Annotated in this window: 13 protein-coding genes; all 13 read right to left on the minus strand. The window is 52.9% G+C overall.

The genetic code is table 11. From position 1 onward, the window contains the following. Positions 1-11: 11 nt before the first annotated feature. Positions 12-1,079 (minus strand): eCIS core domain-containing protein, encoded by a 1,068-nt coding sequence (locus SD10_RS30080; RefSeq protein WP_052731170.1) that lies wholly within the window; start codon positions 1,077-1,079, stop codon positions 12-14. Beyond that, positions 1,076-2,632, minus strand: coding sequence for an ATP-binding protein (locus SD10_RS12160; RefSeq protein ID WP_046574035.1), 1,557 nt, complete (start codon positions 2,630-2,632; stop codon positions 1,076-1,078). Before SD10_RS12160 ends, SD10_RS30080 begins: the two co-directional genes overlap by 4 nt. Continuing rightward, positions 2,626-3,981: a contractile injection system tape measure protein gene (locus tag SD10_RS12165; protein WP_046574036.1), complete on the minus strand. Its 1,356-nt coding sequence runs from the start codon at positions 3,979-3,981 to the stop codon at positions 2,626-2,628. Before SD10_RS12165 ends, SD10_RS12160 begins: the two co-directional genes overlap by 7 nt. A gap of 106 nt (positions 3,982-4,087) precedes the next feature. Then, positions 4,088-7,627 carry a hypothetical protein gene (locus tag SD10_RS12170; RefSeq protein WP_046574037.1) on the minus strand — a complete coding sequence of 1,180 codons (3,540 nt, stop codon included), beginning with the start codon at positions 7,625-7,627 and terminating at the stop codon, positions 4,088-4,090. 6 nt (positions 7,628-7,633) lie between these two features. After that, the gene (locus SD10_RS12175; RefSeq protein WP_046574038.1) at positions 7,634-11,575 is read right to left on the minus strand and encodes a hypothetical protein; all 3,942 of its coding nucleotides are present in this window, start codon (positions 11,573-11,575) and stop codon (positions 7,634-7,636) included. Further along, a complete protein-coding gene (locus SD10_RS12180) occupies positions 11,572-11,991 on the minus strand; it encodes a GPW/gp25 family protein (RefSeq protein WP_046574039.1) in 420 nt (139 codons plus the stop codon). The genes SD10_RS12175 and SD10_RS12180 overlap by 4 nt, the downstream gene beginning before the upstream one ends. Before the next feature lie 32 nt (positions 11,992-12,023). After that, a complete protein-coding gene (locus SD10_RS12185) occupies positions 12,024-12,344 on the minus strand; it encodes a PAAR domain-containing protein (protein WP_046574040.1) in 321 nt (106 codons plus the stop codon). Between the two features lie 2 nt (positions 12,345-12,346). Further along, complete coding sequence (vgrG, locus tag SD10_RS12190; RefSeq protein ID WP_052731171.1) at positions 12,347-13,999, minus strand: type VI secretion system tip protein VgrG; 1,653 nt, start codon at positions 13,997-13,999, stop codon at positions 12,347-12,349. Beyond that, complete coding sequence (locus tag SD10_RS12195; RefSeq protein ID WP_052731172.1) at positions 13,996-14,667, minus strand: CIS tube protein; 672 nt, start codon at positions 14,665-14,667, stop codon at positions 13,996-13,998. Before SD10_RS12195 ends, vgrG begins: the two co-directional genes overlap by 4 nt. Beyond that, positions 14,667-14,831, minus strand: a complete 165-nt coding sequence (locus SD10_RS29660; protein WP_158500564.1) for a DUF5908 family protein — start codon at positions 14,829-14,831, stop codon at positions 14,667-14,669. The genes SD10_RS12195 and SD10_RS29660 overlap by 1 nt, the downstream gene beginning before the upstream one ends. An 18-nt stretch (positions 14,832-14,849) precedes the next feature. Next, on the minus strand, positions 14,850-15,317 hold the full coding sequence (locus SD10_RS12200; RefSeq protein WP_046574041.1) for a phage tail protein: 468 nt from the start codon (positions 15,315-15,317) through the stop codon (positions 14,850-14,852). 2 nt (positions 15,318-15,319) lie between these two features. After that, entirely contained in the window at positions 15,320-15,754 is a 435-nt protein-coding gene (locus SD10_RS12205; RefSeq protein ID WP_046574042.1) for a phage tail protein, read from the minus strand. Positions 15,755-15,772: 18 nt separating this feature from the next. After that, positions 15,773-17,242, minus strand: a complete 1,470-nt coding sequence (locus SD10_RS12210) for a phage tail sheath family protein (protein WP_046574043.1) — start codon at positions 17,240-17,242, stop codon at positions 15,773-15,775. Between the last annotated feature and the right edge of the window lie 13 nt (positions 17,243-17,255).

Raw genomic sequence — 17,255 nt, forward strand, 5'->3', positions numbered from 1 at the left:
CGTTAACATGCCTAATCGCTGAGCCATTCCCAAAGGGCTTGTGCCCCACCCATAACGGCTCCACCAACTAGGCCACCCAAGCCGGCTCCATACGCAGCACCGGCAACTCCGCCCGCTGCCCCACCGCCAACGGTCCCTACACCCGGCGCAACCAGTGTACCACCGACTCCGCCACCAAGTGCGCCCAGGATCGCTCCGCCTACCATACCAATGCCTGCGCCAACGGCCGTGGCGGTCGCAATACGTCTGGTTGCGGCTGAACTTCTCGCTGGAGCATTTTCGGGCACGGGCACGGTTGTCGGTTGATTTCTACACCGGACCGTATGGCCTATGCAATTCGCTAGTGCGTTTTGCAACTCCGCTATCTCCACCGCATGCCTTCCATTCGGATAGTCAGGCGTCGGATTTGCGATATCCCATTGCTGGTGCCTTAAAATAGTGTGTCGTAAGTAATTGATTTTTAGGGAAAGCTGCGAACAGGTATCAGTACTTGTACATCTTAGATCGGTTCCTTCGGGAGGATGGTAAGGTCCTCCCGGCTCGTGTTGCCTTTGGACTATTCTATGGATGGGTGATTGGCTGCTCTGCTGCACCGTGTGCGTCAGCTCATGGGCCAGTAAGTGCCTACCGTCCATTGAATCGGGGGCATACTTGCCGGAATTAAAATAGATGTCGCTGCCCACGGTAAATGCCTGGGCATTTAACTCACGGGACAGTTGTACGGCATACTCGCCCGTATGAATGTTAACGCCCGAAAAATCCGTGCCGAAGCGAGTCTCCATGAAGGTTCGGGTTGTTGCGGGCAACGGATTACCCCCGCCCTGAGTTGCCTGAATCTGGCTGGTGGTAGCCTGAGTGGCCTGACTGCCGCCCGCTTCGGTTTTTCGCTGGATGAACGAGGCCATCGGTTTGCGCTGAAACTGTTCCTTTTCCTGACAGTGGGCGCATTTGCGCTGCACGAAAGGCTGCTCCGGCATCCGCATAATTTGGCCGGCTACGGCGTTAGCCTGTTGCTCGTAGGCATCGTTGGCTGCGCCAACAGTGAGCGTCGGTTCAGCGGTTTCGGTGGTGTGTGTCATAAACTTTTCCCTTCCTTTCGATACTCTTTTCGAATGCCCTGTACGATGTCTTCCAGCAAAATAACCGTTCGTCCGTCTGATGGCTCGGCTTCCGTGGCGACTCCGGCTTCGGTGGCTGGGTCAGTTGCGTTTGGGGGGCCGGCTTCGGTGGCTCGTTTGGTACGGTTCAGCGCCATGAGCGACGCATACTGAACGACGTTCACAATCGAACCTCCGGCCAGATCGTACTGCCGGGCGCACTGGTCAAGGTCAACGCTTTTCTCCAGGACGGCTTTGGGGCTGATCGCATTTTGCCATAATTTCAGTCGTTCTTTGGGTTGTGGCTTTGGGAAATAAATGACCGACTGCAAGCGCCGACTAAAGGCTTCATCGACGTTCTGGCGCATGTTCGACGCCAGGATGACCAGGCCCGCGTAATCCTCCAGCCGTTGAAGCAGGTAGGCAATCTCCTGGTTGGCATATTTATCGTGCGAATCGGAGATGTTCGTGCGTTTGCCAAAGAGCGCGTCGGCCTCGTCGAAAAACAAGATCCAGTTTTTATTCTCGGCTTTGCGAAACACTTTTTCCAGGTTTTTCTCGGTTTCACCAATATACTTCGAGACCACCATCGACAGGTCAATTCGGTACACTTGAAGGCCAAATGTCTTGCCCAGGAGTGCGGCCGTCAGGGTTTTGCCCGTACCAGGCGGCCCATAGAACAGGGCTTTATAGCCAGGCTTGGTGCGCTTGCCCATATCCCAGGTTTCGTAGAGCGTGCGCCCGTGTTCAAGCCAGATTCTGATTTCTTCGATTTGGCGGGCCGTGTTCTCGTCCATGACCAGATCACTCCAGGTCATGCGGGTATACAGCCGTTTTGCCGGAAACTCCAGGCTAAAGGGTGGGGTACGCAGTTGACCGGTCGTAAAAAAGTCGACGTACTCTTCGCTTACCCCAAGCTGACTGCTGTAATAAGGTTCGTTTCCGTTGGACGAATCGATGTATAAAACGTTGTGTTCCAGGAGAATATGAGTAGGCTCGAACAGCCGATAGGCATCAAACCGTTTGCCCAGATCATTGCCCGCCAGAATAAACAGAGCCGTCTCAACCGTTGGCAGAAAGCCGCCGTGTTTCACTCCCTTTACCCCGCCAAATTCGGCATAACCGCGCCCTAACGCTTTGTTGGGCATGAAAAAGATGTCTAACAAGTGCGGCTGTATGTGTGGAATAAGAGCCAGCATTAACAGCGTACGTTCCTGCGCGGAGAGTTTGTAGAACCCGACAAACTCCGCATACACCGAGCGTTCCGTCGATACGTTGGGTGGGCTATCGAGTGGATCGGGTTCCGAATCGGGGGCGGGTGCTTCCAGGAGTTTAAGCCGGGGAGTGGCTCCCCGCAGGGACCACCAGTGTTTTTCTTGCTGCTCCCTTTCGGGGGGGGGCGCTTCCTGGGGGAAATAATTGGCTAGACGAAAATTAACGACACGCGCAAACCAACTGATTTCGCGGGACAGCGTATCGGCGTTGAGCAGTAATTGCTGCTCCGAAGGTTGAGTGGAGGTTGGTTCGGCTACCATTGTGTGTATAAAAGGCTGGGCATCCAGGGGAGTTTGATCAGGGAGAAACTCCACGGAATGCTGTCAAGCAATACGTCGATTGTTTGTCGTTCAACCTGCAACTCCCAGGCTGAGTTGGTAAAGGTGAGCACCCCATCGCGTTGCAGAAACCCCTCGCGTAAGCCGTTCACCGACGTACTTTTTAGGGCTTGCCAATGCGAAATAACGTCGGTCAGCAGGGCGTACGCTTCGCGGTAGCCGGCTTCGGTCAGGTCGATCTTTCGGGGAACGGGTACCTTGAGCGGAATGCCGCACAGCAATTTGCCAAGGGTAAGCAGGTATTCGGAAGCATGGGTTTCTCCCGTAGCCAGATAATGCAAACTATGCAGCGCCTTCTCCCGAGACAGGTCATCAATAAATTCGCCGTTTTCAATCCAGCCCACTTCTCTGAAAAACGGGGATAAAAACGGGGACAGAAGGATTATTCCTGCGTTTTTAACGAAATACTTAGGTCTGTCGCCAACGGCCGAATCCGTCGCCGACTGAAGAAAGGGAGCCTCCGTCGGTTCGAAAGCTACTTGAGAAACGGCGTTGTCTTTCGAAACAGCCTTGTAGTCAGTTAATTGGGTTTTCGATAATTGATGGACCGTTGGCCGTTGCAAGGGGCGGTTAAGTACCTGTTCAATGATAGCCCCGGTCTGACTAACCAACGTTGGTTGATGCGTAACGTAGGGCATTAGCCGTAGATAAACCTCCGCCGGAAGTGGCTCTTGCTTCAGTAAGCTGGCTTCAATTGGTTCGGCATGAACCCAGGTTTGCAGTTCAGGAAAACATCGGCCTATTAAATCCGCTGCAACTTCGGTCGTGAATTGGTAGATCAACCGTTGGACAACCTGCGGAGCGCGGATAATACGAAGTAGTTCGGAACGAAGCGTTTCGGGCTGTTGGTGAATCAGTTCGTTAAGAATAGTGTCCAATTTCGTTGTTTCGGCAATGGCCCACCAAGGTAACTGACCCGTCAGAAGGAAATGAATCAGCGTATCGAGATCCGTTTTCTGCCGAGAAACCGCACCGGTTGTCGCCGTAGATAAGGCTAGCTGCTTCACGAAAGCGGCTTCGAAATGGTGCTCAAACGCAGTCGCAAACAGGTTTTCATCGGGAAAGTCGGTAACGAAAACGGGTAGTTGAACCACCAGTTTATCCAGCCGCAACCACTGATCTTCGGAGATGTAGCGCGAGCAGATCCGGTCTATTGCCGACACCAGCAGAGGTTGCAGGGTCCGCCCAACTTCAGCCCCAACCCGCATGGCCTGCTCGTCGGAGGGGCAGGTCATCTCGAACTGTAGGCTGTTGACAAGGTGCGTTTGCATAATTCCGAAATTATGGGGCGCAGGTCAAAATACTGGGTATGATTCGATAAGATCATCCCGTTATCATACCCGGTACATTGATCTGCTTTCTTTGCATAAACGTCCACTAACCCTCGTGTCCGCAGTCGTCCTGGCAATGTCCACAGGTTTGGAGCGTATCCAGCGCTGTGACCAATGGATTCACGTTTTCGTAGGCCGGTACTTCATTCGTCGCCATCTCGGTCAGCCAGGCAAGGTAGGTTTGTTCAAACGTCCGCATCTGTTCGATGCCTACCCATTTCACCCGCATCTGCACATGGGCCGGTGCCTGGGTCTGTATGGTTTTTTCCACCAGGTTCCGATACGTCCGATCTTTAAACCGGCTGGGCCAGCAGGGCAGTATCACCGTTGTGCGAAACGAGTACGGGTCTTCATTATGATCGCAGGGATTGGACGCGCAATACCAGTCTAACTGAAACGAGAAAAAGCGAATCAGGGCCCCGATGGCCTCCTCTACGTCGAAGGAAACTTTTGGGCCGCCGGGCATTCTGCGATTAAAACTATACCCGCTTTGCCCCAGCACGTCGTTGGGATTGTCCGTATGCAGGATGAAGCCATATTTCAGGGCAGACCCCTGTTCACCGTTGTTTACAATCTGATAATTTGCCCGCTCAGAACCATATTCCCGCAGAGCCGCCAGCCGGTCGCTGAGTTGCTCATATCGCTTGAATTTCAACGGCATATACGTTGTCGCTGGGCCGTAGATAACGCGCTGATACAATAGGCTGATCGATTCGGTTGTTTTTTTCGCCCGCGTGAGCACTTCGAGTTTCCAGGGCATTTTGTCGTAACACTGGTCAGCAGGCAGGCGACTTACGCTGATACGGTGGGTGGGAGCTTCCCCTTCGTCAAGGCCAATGCCCAAGTCGCATTCATCCAGGCAGATGGCAGGCAAGGCTACCGGTATATCGTTCCTCCCCGATTCATCAAGAACTTCGTCTAAGCGGGGGCGCAGGAGGATGTGCTCCACCAAGTGCAGCCCCTCCCGTGCATTGACGGCGCTGACCCAGGCCATTATTTTTTTGATAGTGGCTTCACGGATCTCCCGTTTAGGGTAATACCCACTGGTGGCAATAACCGTGTCGCCGTTGGCGGCCATGAGTTCAAACCAGAACTGCCCAACGTCACCCTGGTTTTTGCGCGCCCGGTAGTTTACATCGTCGTGAAGCCGGTAATACGACCGTTTTCCGGCCTGCTCAATAAGCAGGTGCATAAGGTCTTCCGTACAGCAACCTACGGCTACCTCTACGCTTGTTAACCAAACCTCAGATGGTGAATCAGGGTTTTGCACCTGAATCACCTGGACGGGACTGCCTTTTGGGTTCGTTTTTGGCTTTTCGCCCGATTTACTTTTTTCCAAAACAGCCTGTGTCAGGATATTCGTCGGGACTAAACTTCGGGTGGCCAGGTCAGGCATACCCAGCAACCGCCTGATTCGCCGTTCGGTGCCGGATATATTTTCGATCATGCGTGGTTTGTCGCCATCCTTGCTGTAGACGTCCCACCTCTCATCGATTGAATAATCGAACCCACGCGCCCGGTCTCCACTGATTTTTACGTAATCCTGCAGTAGCTTACTTTTGTCGTTTAGCAGCCGATGGTCTACGTTTTGGGGCGAAACTAAGCGGGTCTGGGCTTCATACTCGTCTATGTCTTCCGAAAAACGCGCCATCAGGTGATTCAAAAACCGGTTTCTTCGTTCTGAAAACTGGTTTGGTTTCTCGACTAAATCTTCCAGAATCTCCTGGAAGATCGCCTGTACGGACTGCCCGTTTTGGCTATCCCGCGCCCCAGGCTGAGTACCTTTCTGGGGCGGTTCTGGGTGTTCGATCAGTAGCCGGTCAAGGTCTGTTATTTCCGATAAAACGCGGGTAAAATAGGTTCGTTCAATTCGGTCATCGAATGAAAACAAGTCCCGCAGGTGATCCAGCTGAACGAGGTAATCGGCCAGTAGTTGCTCAAAAACCAGTAGATAGCCGCGCAACTGGAGTGTCTGTGCCTGGCGCGTGGGACTTTCGATGGCCCCGGCCTCATCATACTCTTTCACGGTATAACAGGCCGGTAGCGAATACTGAACAGGGTAGTAGTCGGCCAGTTCCATGTTCTCACCTACCGGAACCGGCAAATCGACGGCCTGTTTCTGGAGTTTATAGGCTTTTTCCTGCGCTTTAAGATCGGCAAAGAGTTTGTTGACCCGCGCCGGCCGGCGGTCGGTGGAGCTTCCGGTCTGATACGTGATAAGCTCTCGCTGCTTGCAAAAAACTGCCTGGCAACCAGTCGTAATCAGCCGGGCCACTTTGCGTTCCTGCCGCAGTCGATCGACCCACTGCCCGAAATAAGGACCCGTGATGAGCTCGCCCTGCGCATTCATCAAGTAAAATCTCGATATGGCTTTCACTCCCGGCAAATCCATTACCTGATTGATAACATCTGATACGTGCAAATTCCGGAACAGGTCAGTTTTGTCGAGCTCGTTGCTGTCAATGAATCCATGACGTAAGGCGGGCCCGTCAAAAATTTCGTCGATGGTCCAGCCCTTTTCCAGCATTTGGTCAATGGTGTGGTGCCAGACGGCGGGCGTAAAGTATTGGAAGAGCGTATAGTAAATTTGGGCCAGGACCTGGTCAGGGTCGGCCTGCTCATCCAGATCAACAGCGAGTTGTACGGTGAAATCGTCGTATTCCACCTCATTGACGGCGATAAAATCTTCGCACAGATTGCGGTTACGATTGAGTCGATCCACTACTTTACGGCGTACTTCCTCCTGGGTCTGCGTGCGTTGTATGTCTTCTTCATACTCGATCAGAACGGTGTATAACCCGTTTAACTCCAGGATCTTCGTGCCATATGTAGTCGTATTGTGCCGGTTAATTTTTTCCCGGTAGGCTATTTTTTTCGCCTGCAGCTCTACCTTCTCCTCTTTTTGCCTGACCAGTTCCTCCTTTTCCTGCTCCAGTATCTGACGATTAGGATGGCCCTCCGGCAAATCATTTATCTGACTGGTTAAGGCGTCGATTTCTTTTTCGAGTTGCGTACGATCATCCGCATACTGATTTATCTGCTTATCCAGCAGTGATAAATAGGCCTTTTTACTGGTTTCTGCTTCCTTTTGCTGATCGTCTTTATCACCACTCAGCGTCAGGTTACCATAGCAGGGTGAATCTGTCGTATCGCATCCGCAGGCGTGGGAATTGGGCCGGATAGCGTTGTAATTAAGAAAGAGCGGTACTTCGTAATCTTTGCTCGGCTCAAGCCAGGCATTACGAACGCCGTCAATGTCGATAAGCAATTTTCTGTAATCATTGATGGTCTGGGGGCGGCAATGCAGTATCTGGCGGGCCGTATAAAAAATATGGTCCCAGGTATTCGTGCTCGGATTGGCGGGCGTCAGCAAATCCTTCATGTCCCAGTCGGTGCGGTAGGCCAGATCAGTTATAGCATAGCAAACCGCTTCGAGCATGGTAATGCCCGGATCGTGGGTGTTGTAGTCGGTCCAGAGGGAGCTGCCCAGTTTTTCGATGTGTTCAACCCCCAGTTTCCGTAACGCAACGTAGTCTTCGGCGGGAAGCAGCGGGTGATCTTTGACAAGACGAATGGATTCTGACATGGCCGTTTAGGGGTTCTTCCGCTTTTCGCAGGGCGTTTGCTCGGGTTCTTCTTCGTATAACAAAATCAAATGCTGGGGCACGGAGACCACTAGCGACCGTGAGGTAGAGGGCGCAATGGTTACCTGCCAGGGGTTATCGCCTTCCAGGAGTTGCTCCAGATCGTCGCAGTTTGTTATCCCCTTCAACACATCAGCCGATAAGGTTTCAGGGGCGCCCTGGGGTACCTTCGTCGTGTCGGGCGGACAACACTGTTCCTGGCAGACCCCCATTTTGAAATCGGTGATGAAGTCCACGTACAGGCGTTCTTCAATAAAGTTAATGACCGCCGAAGCGTAGATTTTCTGGTCGAACGATACGTCGGCGGTTTCCTCAAAGGCCCAGGGCGTGAGGTAGCGTACCAGTTCATCGTTGAGCTTTTTCAGGTGAAACCCTTTATCGACGCCCTCGTAAAATTTAACCCTGAAGGTGACGATGACCTCCTCGTAGCGAGGGTTACGGGCATGAATGGTAACGAAGGGCGATGTCCGTTTTTTTAGGAATTCCTCCATCCTGCGCAAAAGCCGGTAGCTTGTTTTCGGCTGAAGCGGATTGACGGCATTCCGGTTTTTAAAGTCAGAAATGGGTATAATCAGCACATGCCCCGGTGCAACCTGTGGCCCGCAGCAAATGGGCGCTGGGTTGCCTGCTGGTGGGGTCGTGAGTGGAGTCGGTTCCCGACACAAACAGGTTGGGTCTGTATGGGTAATACATTTGACTTTGTAAGTATGTGGGAAAGCCTCCAGGATAAGGTGTTCGTAATCCCAGGTGTTGATGGCGCGGGCTTTGTGCCGCAGCCGCTCACTGACCCGGGCATAGAAAAAGCCACCTGCTTCCTGCGGTTTGCCATCGAAGGAGGCAAAAGGCTGTTCGATTCGTTTTATTTCGGCCTGGTTCGTCAGCAGTTTAGAAATGCTGGTTGCCGGGAGAGGCTGTAGGTAATGAGCCGGGGCATTCTGCTGATCGGTGAAAACGGCTTCGGTGGCCTGTGCCCGTACGTCGATCAGTTTAGGAACGCGGTCGGCGTGTTCGGTGACGCTGGCACAGAGCCATGATAAACCATCCGTCAACAGGGTATTCGTACTGACGAGGTCTTTGGGAATATCAAATTTGATGATGCCCGTCGTTTGCAGCCCATACGTGCCGTCGGACAGGATTCGTTCGGACGGTAGGGGCCGCATTTCGTCGTCGACGACATACGACCAGTGGATTTCGGGCGGATCTTCCGTATAGTCTTCGTCTTCGGCGGTCCCTTCGGCAATCTGGAAGAGTAACGAAAGCGTTTGCAGGGGCTTCAATCCGGTCAGGCCAATGTATAAAAATCCTTCTTCCTGTTGAATAGGGTCAATGTTGCCGGCAGGGGGAGGATTACTTTCTGTTGCATAGGTGTACTGATTCAGGCGATAGGCTTTCTTTACCTGATCGGCTATAAAAACGGGCAGGGCATCCGCCACGTTGATTGCTCTCTTGTTCGCATTGGCAAGAAGGGGAACTGGCTGCGGGGGCAAATCAAGTTTAGCCAGTTCCTGAAGCAGTGATTTGGTTGCATTCGGGTAAACAAACTGCGGAAAAAGCGCTACCAGCTGTTTATTAACCGTCGCGTCGGCAATGCCGAACGGGTAGATGTGCAAAAATTGATCGATCCCTTTCTGTAAGCCGGTCAACTTAGAATCGTAGCAAACCGCGATGGATTTCATGCGTAATCGTTGCGCCACCTGCTGTTGTAGGACAAAGAAATTCGGGTCTCTTTCCTCCGAAAATCCCAGGCCATTAATCGTCCAGCGGACAAAGCCTTTCAGCGTGTCGTTATTGGCCAGGGTGACCGGTAAAACAGGTGTGCGTTTGGCCTCCTTCAGGAAAGGCTCAAGCTCTTTCCAAGTCCGATTGTATAGGTATTTAAATACCTGTTTCTCGTTGCCTGGACCAGCTGGAATAAGTTCTGAACGACCATTTGCCCATTCCACCTGCAATACAACCGCGCTGGGTGGCTTATTGAATACTTCGTCGCTTCCTATATAAAGTGACGGAAAATTAACAGGATACGCTGTGAAAGGATCAAACGAATTGCTCGCATCGATCAGGCCCGCATCGTTCTGGAGAACCAGCTTTTTTAACCCATCCAAATCGGATAAGGGGTTGAGCCGACCAGCTATGTCCTGATTAGTTACGGCGGTCGATCCTACTTTAGTGCGAATTATGACATCGTCTAACGACAGTTTTTGGGCAAATGCAAGTTCGGACGTGTCGATTTCCCTGACCAGGCATGTCAGTACGGGCTGCACGACGCTCTTCCGCAAACCACCATGTTTCTCGCTGTCATACGGCACAATAGCGGGTGCCGAAAGGGGCAGGTAGATATGGAGTGTATCCGCATTAAAAAAATACAGTCCGGTTTTCAACACCTCTTCATCCTGCCTGATGGGATCGGGCAGCGTAAACAAACCGTTCTTGAGTTGCTCTTCTATGTTTAGTATTTCAGCCTGATCGGTCAATTGATGGGCCACCCGAATCCATTCTTTATCACCTGTTAACCAGATTTCGAGCGTCTCCGGGTGCTTGCTAAGTTCAGTTAACCCCTTGATGGTCAATTCCAGTTTGCGATTGCCGCCTTGCAGCAGAAGTTGTGGAGAGGCAATGCCAAAGCCGATGGCCTTCTGATCGATCCTGACTTCGGCATCAGCCCGGACGATGTCGCAGGGATTTCTGAGCGCCCCCAAGTCGATGTCCCCTTTGCCGAAGGCGTCCCATTTTCCATACTCATCATCGAAGGCCTCGCCCTGGCCGTCTTTCGATTTTGCATTGGGCCGAGCATACAATCGGTTGATCGTCTTCGTCGCGGGATTTTTAACTAATCGTATGGTTTTTAATTCCTTAACCTGAGCCTGGTTGGCAACAAAGTCATCGCTTAGGTGGTAAATCAGGTCTTTCCCCAGCGCATCGCGTCCGGCCAGCAGGGGGGTGCCTTTTGGTAAAAAATAATCAGACACGTCCTGCGCCAGTTCAAATACGACATGCACATGGTCGGGGCGGGCGGGCTGTTCGTGTAACCGAAGCACATCGCGGTAATAAAACGCCAGGTGTTTCTGAGTGAGCGTGTTCAGTTGATCCTGTGCCAGCCTGAACAATTCGAGAAAGGCAATAAACAGCGCCATATGGGGCTGATGGGCCGGGTACTGCTCCAGCGCAAACTGCATGTACTTGTCCGAACCCTCGACCAGCCGCCGTAACGCATTGTAGAACGCCTGAAACACATCGTCCACAAATAAGGCGGCATTCCGCAGTTGATCGGCCAGGTCATCGCCTTCATAAATGGACGATGTGGCGGGGATATCGTCGTCCAGTCCCCAGAGTTTCGGGTTCTCGAAATGGCTGTAATCCAGGTTTAGTCCTTTATTGGCATTGATGGCGCGGAATGACTCCTCGTAGGCCATGATCTGCCCGATCTGCGCCCGCAACACGGAGTTGATGAGGAGCGTAAGATCGTTATGAAGGGGCTTTCCCGGAATGGCCACCGAATACCAGCGGTCAAGCCGACGGGCCATGCCCAAAATCGGATCGAACAGAGCGCGGAATCTATCGCGGGTAGGTGTTGCTTCCACGTCACGGCGAATGTCGTCGTAGTCTTTTCGAATCTGGACCAGGTCGGTTACCGCCACCGAAGCGGCCACCACCGCGCAGTCGCGTCGGAAAAACTCCCGCCAGCTTTCCTGATCGTCTCCCTGCTGATCGTCGGGTATCGGCCAGAAGCGGATTTGAGCCGCATACCGTTTGGCATAAACCAGCAAATCTTCCAGGCTACGCGCATCGATGGGGGCGTAGGTGGGGTCGAGCGCTTTAAGATAACGTTGGCGCTGCCCCGAACCGTCGCGGGGAATGTCGTGCTGGCAGTGGCAATCAGTTGTCGTTTTCATCGCTCAAGATCAGTGGCTTCGTACACGTAAAAGGGAAATACGTAGTTATAGCGCGTGTTGGTCGTGATGACAGTATAGTTGATAGCAATATCGAGCCGCCCTTCCGTTGCGTCAAACGTCGTCGTTAGATCTTCCTGTCGCACAATGATGCGTGGCTCATGGTACACGATGGCCTCGTAGACGAGTTTCTGAACGAGCGCCTGCGCGCTGGGTGTCATCGTTTCGAATACATAGGGGCGAAGGTCGGCTCCGTAGCGGGGCAGCATAACTCGTTCGCCCGTTACCGTATGGAGCAGAATTTGCAGACTGCTGGTAATGTCGGCCTCACCAACCAGCATATCGACCCGGTAGCCGGTGCTGCGGAAGGTTGGCGGGAAGCTCCATCCCCGCCCCAGAAAATCGTTGTTGTCCGTCATCGTTTTAGTACCTAAGCTTAGCCGGGAATTACTTATCCAACCTGAACGGAGGCCAGTCCGCCTGTAATCAGCCCCCCATGCGCGGTGGCATCGCCCTGTCGGGCAACGGGCCGGTTGCCAATAAATACGCCCGAAGACCCCGCCTGAATAACATCGGGTGGCCCGGCACAGGTGCATTGACTCCCGACCACCGCCACCCGTAGTCCGCCCGCAAAAACGGTCAGTAACGTAGGTGGCATTATGGGCGGGATCACTGTCGGCAAAATGGGTCCGCCGGTGTGGGGCGTAGCGGCCGGGGCCGGATTGGTCAATGGACACGTATGCGCATCGGTGACCCGAGCAATGGCTTTCATGGTTAGCCGGGTGGGTTAAGGTCTATTCTCGTTCCTTTGATGGTGATGTTCTTCCCAGCACCGGCCTGTATGGTGATGCCCGATGCGTCCAGTTTGATCGAATTGCCGAAATTATCGTTCAATTCGCAGGCTCCTCCATCGTTCAACGTAAACGTTTTTTCGCCGGATGCCGCCGGAACCCGTAGTTTTAGCTGCTTCTTGCTATCGTCCAGAATAACCTGTAGCCCCTCTTTCGTCAGCAGCCCATATACCTTGGGATCGCTCTCGAAGAGGGAGGCTTTTTGCGAGTCTTTGTTGTGGAAATAACCCAGAATGACCGGATTGCGGGGGTCGTCGTTTAAAAAGCCAAGCACTACTTCATCGCCGGTTTGTGGACGGAACACCACACCGTGATCCGTACCGGCGTTCAGCGTGGCGACCCGCGCCCAAACGCCTTCGCTGGACGAGCTGATGCGCGTCAGGTGTACCTTGATTCGGTACTTCTGTTCGGGGTCCTGCACAGACACAACCTTGCCAATCTGTAGGCCACTCACACCCGGCAGCAGACCGGCGGCTGGTTTATCCATCACATTCTCTTTCTGATAAAACCAGCTATCGGCCCAGCCAAACTGCACGTCGGTTTCCCAGCCGCCCGAATATTGGTGTAGAATTCCCGTGATATAAACGGTTCCGTTAAATCGGTCGCCCACGCCCATCAGCCGTAACAGCTGGCCTGGTTTGAGGGCCGCATTACCCCGGATGCGCACCCGGCCACTCGCCCTGGAAAGCTGGGTTTTCATCGCATAGGCGTTGGCCCAGTCACGTAGTTGGTCGCTGTCTAAATTGCCGGGGTGATGAAGGGTCACATCGGCCCCGATGACGTTGCCCAAGGACTCCGCCGACAGATTCCCGCTTTGGGGTAGGTTAACCTGCCCTTCTACGGTTTCCAGCGACTGCGATACTGAATTCCAGGATTGCCCCTTTACGTCTTTTAACTGCCGATGGGCGTCCATTTCAGCTTCGAATTCAATGATGTTTTCGCCGTAAGTCGCCACAACTGGGGCGCCCCCGCCCATCGTTGAGGGTTTTTTAATGACTAAGGTAGTATCATCCGTCAGGACGAGCATTCCGTTCATCTCCGCCCGTGAAATCAGGAAATCCCAGTCCGTGCAGTCGTACTGTAGCATCTGTTTGTGCACAAGCGTGGTGGGGTCTGCCTGGGGCGTCAATCCGGCGCTCCGGGCAATAGTCTCCCAAATCTGGCTGTCGGTCTTGTCGGGATAGTAAGTATTTTTTCGCGCCCCGGTTAGCTTGATAGCTTTGTTTTTGGCTTCGATCACTAACTGCGACGCCCCTCCTGAACGGGCTTTTACCGCGTGCCTGATAATGATTCCCTCAAACACCGTGGTTACGTCGCCATCGTAGCCCAGTTGAATTTTCAGGGTATTACCTGGTTTAAACAGCGCCTGATTACTCACCAGAAAATCACGACTGGCTGCGTCACCATCCTGCAGGGATACCCTTGCGTGGGCCAGTTTATTAAACGTTTTGTTGACCAGAATGTGGTTGATCCGTCCGATGGTATCGGGCACAATAACGCCGTCTACGAATAGTTTTCGTGTGATCACGCTCGTAGGCGCTGAGGTTCCCGGTGGCAGATTGTCCAGAAGGCTCATTGGTCAGCAATTGGGGGGAAAAAGAGCGTCGTACCGGCGGTTAACCGGCGAAAATTCTTCAGGCGGTTAACCCTGGCTACCTGTAAGTAATAGCGTTGATCCTGGTAAATCTGGTGAACCAGCAACGGCAGACTGTCGCCCTCCTTCACCGCCCGAACGTGGGTCAGGTCGGGGGATGATAGCATACCGACGATCTTGCTGAACACATTGTCGACGACTTCAGTAAAACTGGCGCTGATCTTGGCCCGAATGGGCAGGCCAAATTTGTCGAACATGGTGTAGGTAACGGTTGAGGAATTCAGGATGCAGCGGACGATGAAGGTTCCGTACTGCACAAGCAGGTAGGCTGGTCGGTGAATAATGCCCTTCAGTTCGGTTGTGGCCGCTCTAAACAGGGCAATTTGTACCGGAATCGGAATTTTTACCCCGTTGGTATTGACGCCCGTTCCGTCGATGGTTAGCTCCAGGGTAAACGTTCGGGCTTTAATCCGTACGAAGGCCGGATCGCTGCCGGTTTCGCCGGTTGTGCAGTGCGGGTTATACTCAACGTCTTCTTTAATGGCTACGCTTTCCGGATTGAACATGGCCAGAAACGGCACACCCATCGGGATGCCCTGCGGGCTTACCGGAATAATTTTGAGATTGAAAGGCAGTTTTAGTGTGTCCATCAGCGTTCCTGTTTTTCACGAAGGATTTCCAGCACTTTCTCCACAATCTCCGATACCGAATCCAGCCCGCCACTACCGGGTGGGCAATCGATCTCAGTTACGCCGGTGCTGGGCGTGGCCTGAACGACGGTTCGCACAACGAGTTCGTTAATCTGTACGGGCATACTGGGTTTGGTTAGAGGTTATTGTTGTCGCTCAAAAAACTGGTAAGCCAGTTCAATCGTCTCGACAACCAGTGCGTTGTCGGCCGCTTTAAAATCAGAGGTGTTCCACTTAACGGGGTAGGCCTGCATCACTTTCCAGACAGCCAGTGGATCGCCCGATTCATTCTGAAGCGTAATAAGGATATCGCTCGGTTTGAACGAAAAATCCAGCGCAATAAAATACGTGCTCATGGCATCCTGCAGCCACTGCCGCAACGCACTGTTGGGGAGCATTCCCCGTTTGAGCACCAGGTTTGGGTATTTTGCCCGCTTGGGAAGTTTATAGGTAAATCCATTTTCGCCCCCCTCGTTTAGTTCATCGGTCGTAATCTCGACCGATAGGCCGCTTACTTCCTGAAACCGCTGCTCAGTATCGCCACCGGCACCGGGCACATCCAGAAAGTCCACTTTGAAGGAGAACGCTGCGGGCGGATGGTAACTGGGCATAATCAGGCGGGTCGGAGGGTGATGCCTTCGTGGGCTAGTTCAACCGATTCGATGGCAATGTCGTTGCCCGTTGCTTTCAGGCTGGGTCCTTCGCATTTGACGGGCCATGCCTGCGCAATAGTCCACACAAAAACCGGCTGGCTCTCGTCATTCAACAGCATAATGGTCAGATCCCGACGTTCGACGTTGGGCGTACCATTGTTATTGAACCACATAAAAAAGTCGTTGTCAGCCGTTAGCAGGCCCCGTTTGAGCGTTATGTTGCCCGATTTTCGCAGGCCGGGTCGCTTCAGGGGGAGTGTGGTTGGCCCCATCATACCGTCGCGGTATTCGATGGCCTGTATTTCCTGTGTAAGGCCACTTACCTCAGAGAAGCCAACGTTGGTTCCACCCCAGGACACGCTGAAATGGAAAACGGGAATGTGATATTTTGCCATGTGTGTAACAAATATGGATTAAGATTCCTGCGCTTTTTGCATGATTCGGAGCACGATAAACTCAGCCGGACGAGCTACCGCCAGCTTAATCTCGACAATCATCAGGCCCTCCAGTACGTCGTCGGGCGTCATGGTTTTGTTCAAACCCACCTGCACCTGATAGGCCTGTTCGGGTTTGGCTCCGGCCAGGGCACCATCGCGCCATTTCAGAAATAGGTAGCTTTCGATCATGGCCTGAACCCGTACCCAGGTTGGCGCGGTGTTCGGCTCGAAGACGGCCCAGTTGATGGACTTCTTAATGGATTCTTCTACGACACTTACAAACCGCCGGACGTTGATGTAGCGCCATTCTTTGTCGTTGCCGTCGAGGGTACGGGCGCCAAAAACCTGGGTACCATAGCCTGGCATATTGATAATGGCATTGATGGATTTGCCCGCTACGTCATCGATGTTCAGGGTGTCCTGGTCGATGCGGGAGATGGTGATCACGGCTTTTACCACGTTGGCAAGCCCTACGTTGGCCGGGGCTTTCCAGACTCCTCTGGATTCGTCGACGCGGGCGTAGATGCCGGCGATGGCCGCCGAGGGAGGCAACACCAGATGATGTTGTTCAAACACATCCTTAATGCGATTGTAAAGTACCTCATTGGCGGTTTTTACGGCATCGACCGTAGTCCCCTTAAAGGCGCCGGTATCCGTGGCGGCAGCCCCATCGACCGATACAAAATGATTCGTTATTTTAATCGTCTTAAATTTATTCGTAACGAAATCTGCATTGTCGTTGTAGGTATACGATGTTTCTACATCCGGGTAATACGCAGCCGCGTACCGACGGAATTCTTTATCCAGCGAAATGGCGCGGATCTTATCGACATCCGTTTTGATGTTTGCCGAATTTTTCGGGATAGTCGTACTCGGTACGTCCAGTATCACGAAGCGGTCCTGCAGATCATGGGCCTGCTTCACGGCGGCTTCGGCCACCAGCATAAACTGGCCACCGTTAAGGCTAACGGCTTCGGGCACAACCAGTAGTGTGGGCACGTCTTCGCTGGCTACCACGTCGATGCCGGCTATTAATTCAGCACTCGTGATGGTATTCGTTGCCTTCCCGACCGATACGATATAGCAGGGGCCTCCGCCGTTGGCGAAGTACAATTTCATACACTGATGTAAAATATTTTTACTGATCGTAGCCGCCACTTTATCGACATCGATTACGTATCGTATGGGTTCGGTGCCTTGCTTATATTCGTTGATTTTAATCGAAAAAGCAGCCGGGTCTTCGCTGGGCGATTTACCATAATATTGCTCAAATTCGCTGAATCCGTTGATTCTGAAAGCGACGTTGGTTAGGTCCTCTCCCAGCGTATCTTTCGCTTTTTCGGTATAGCCGATAAACGCCGGTATAGCCGTTTCTACTTCGGCGACGGAGGGAGGAAAAACGGGAATTTCTTCCACATAGACTCCCGGTGAACGGTATGTTGCCATTGGGTCTGCCTGG

Origin of the sequence: Spirosoma radiotolerans (genome assembly GCF_000974425.1) — a bacterium.
Classification (GTDB): Bacteria; Bacteroidota; Bacteroidia; order Cytophagales; family Spirosomataceae; genus Spirosoma; species Spirosoma radiotolerans.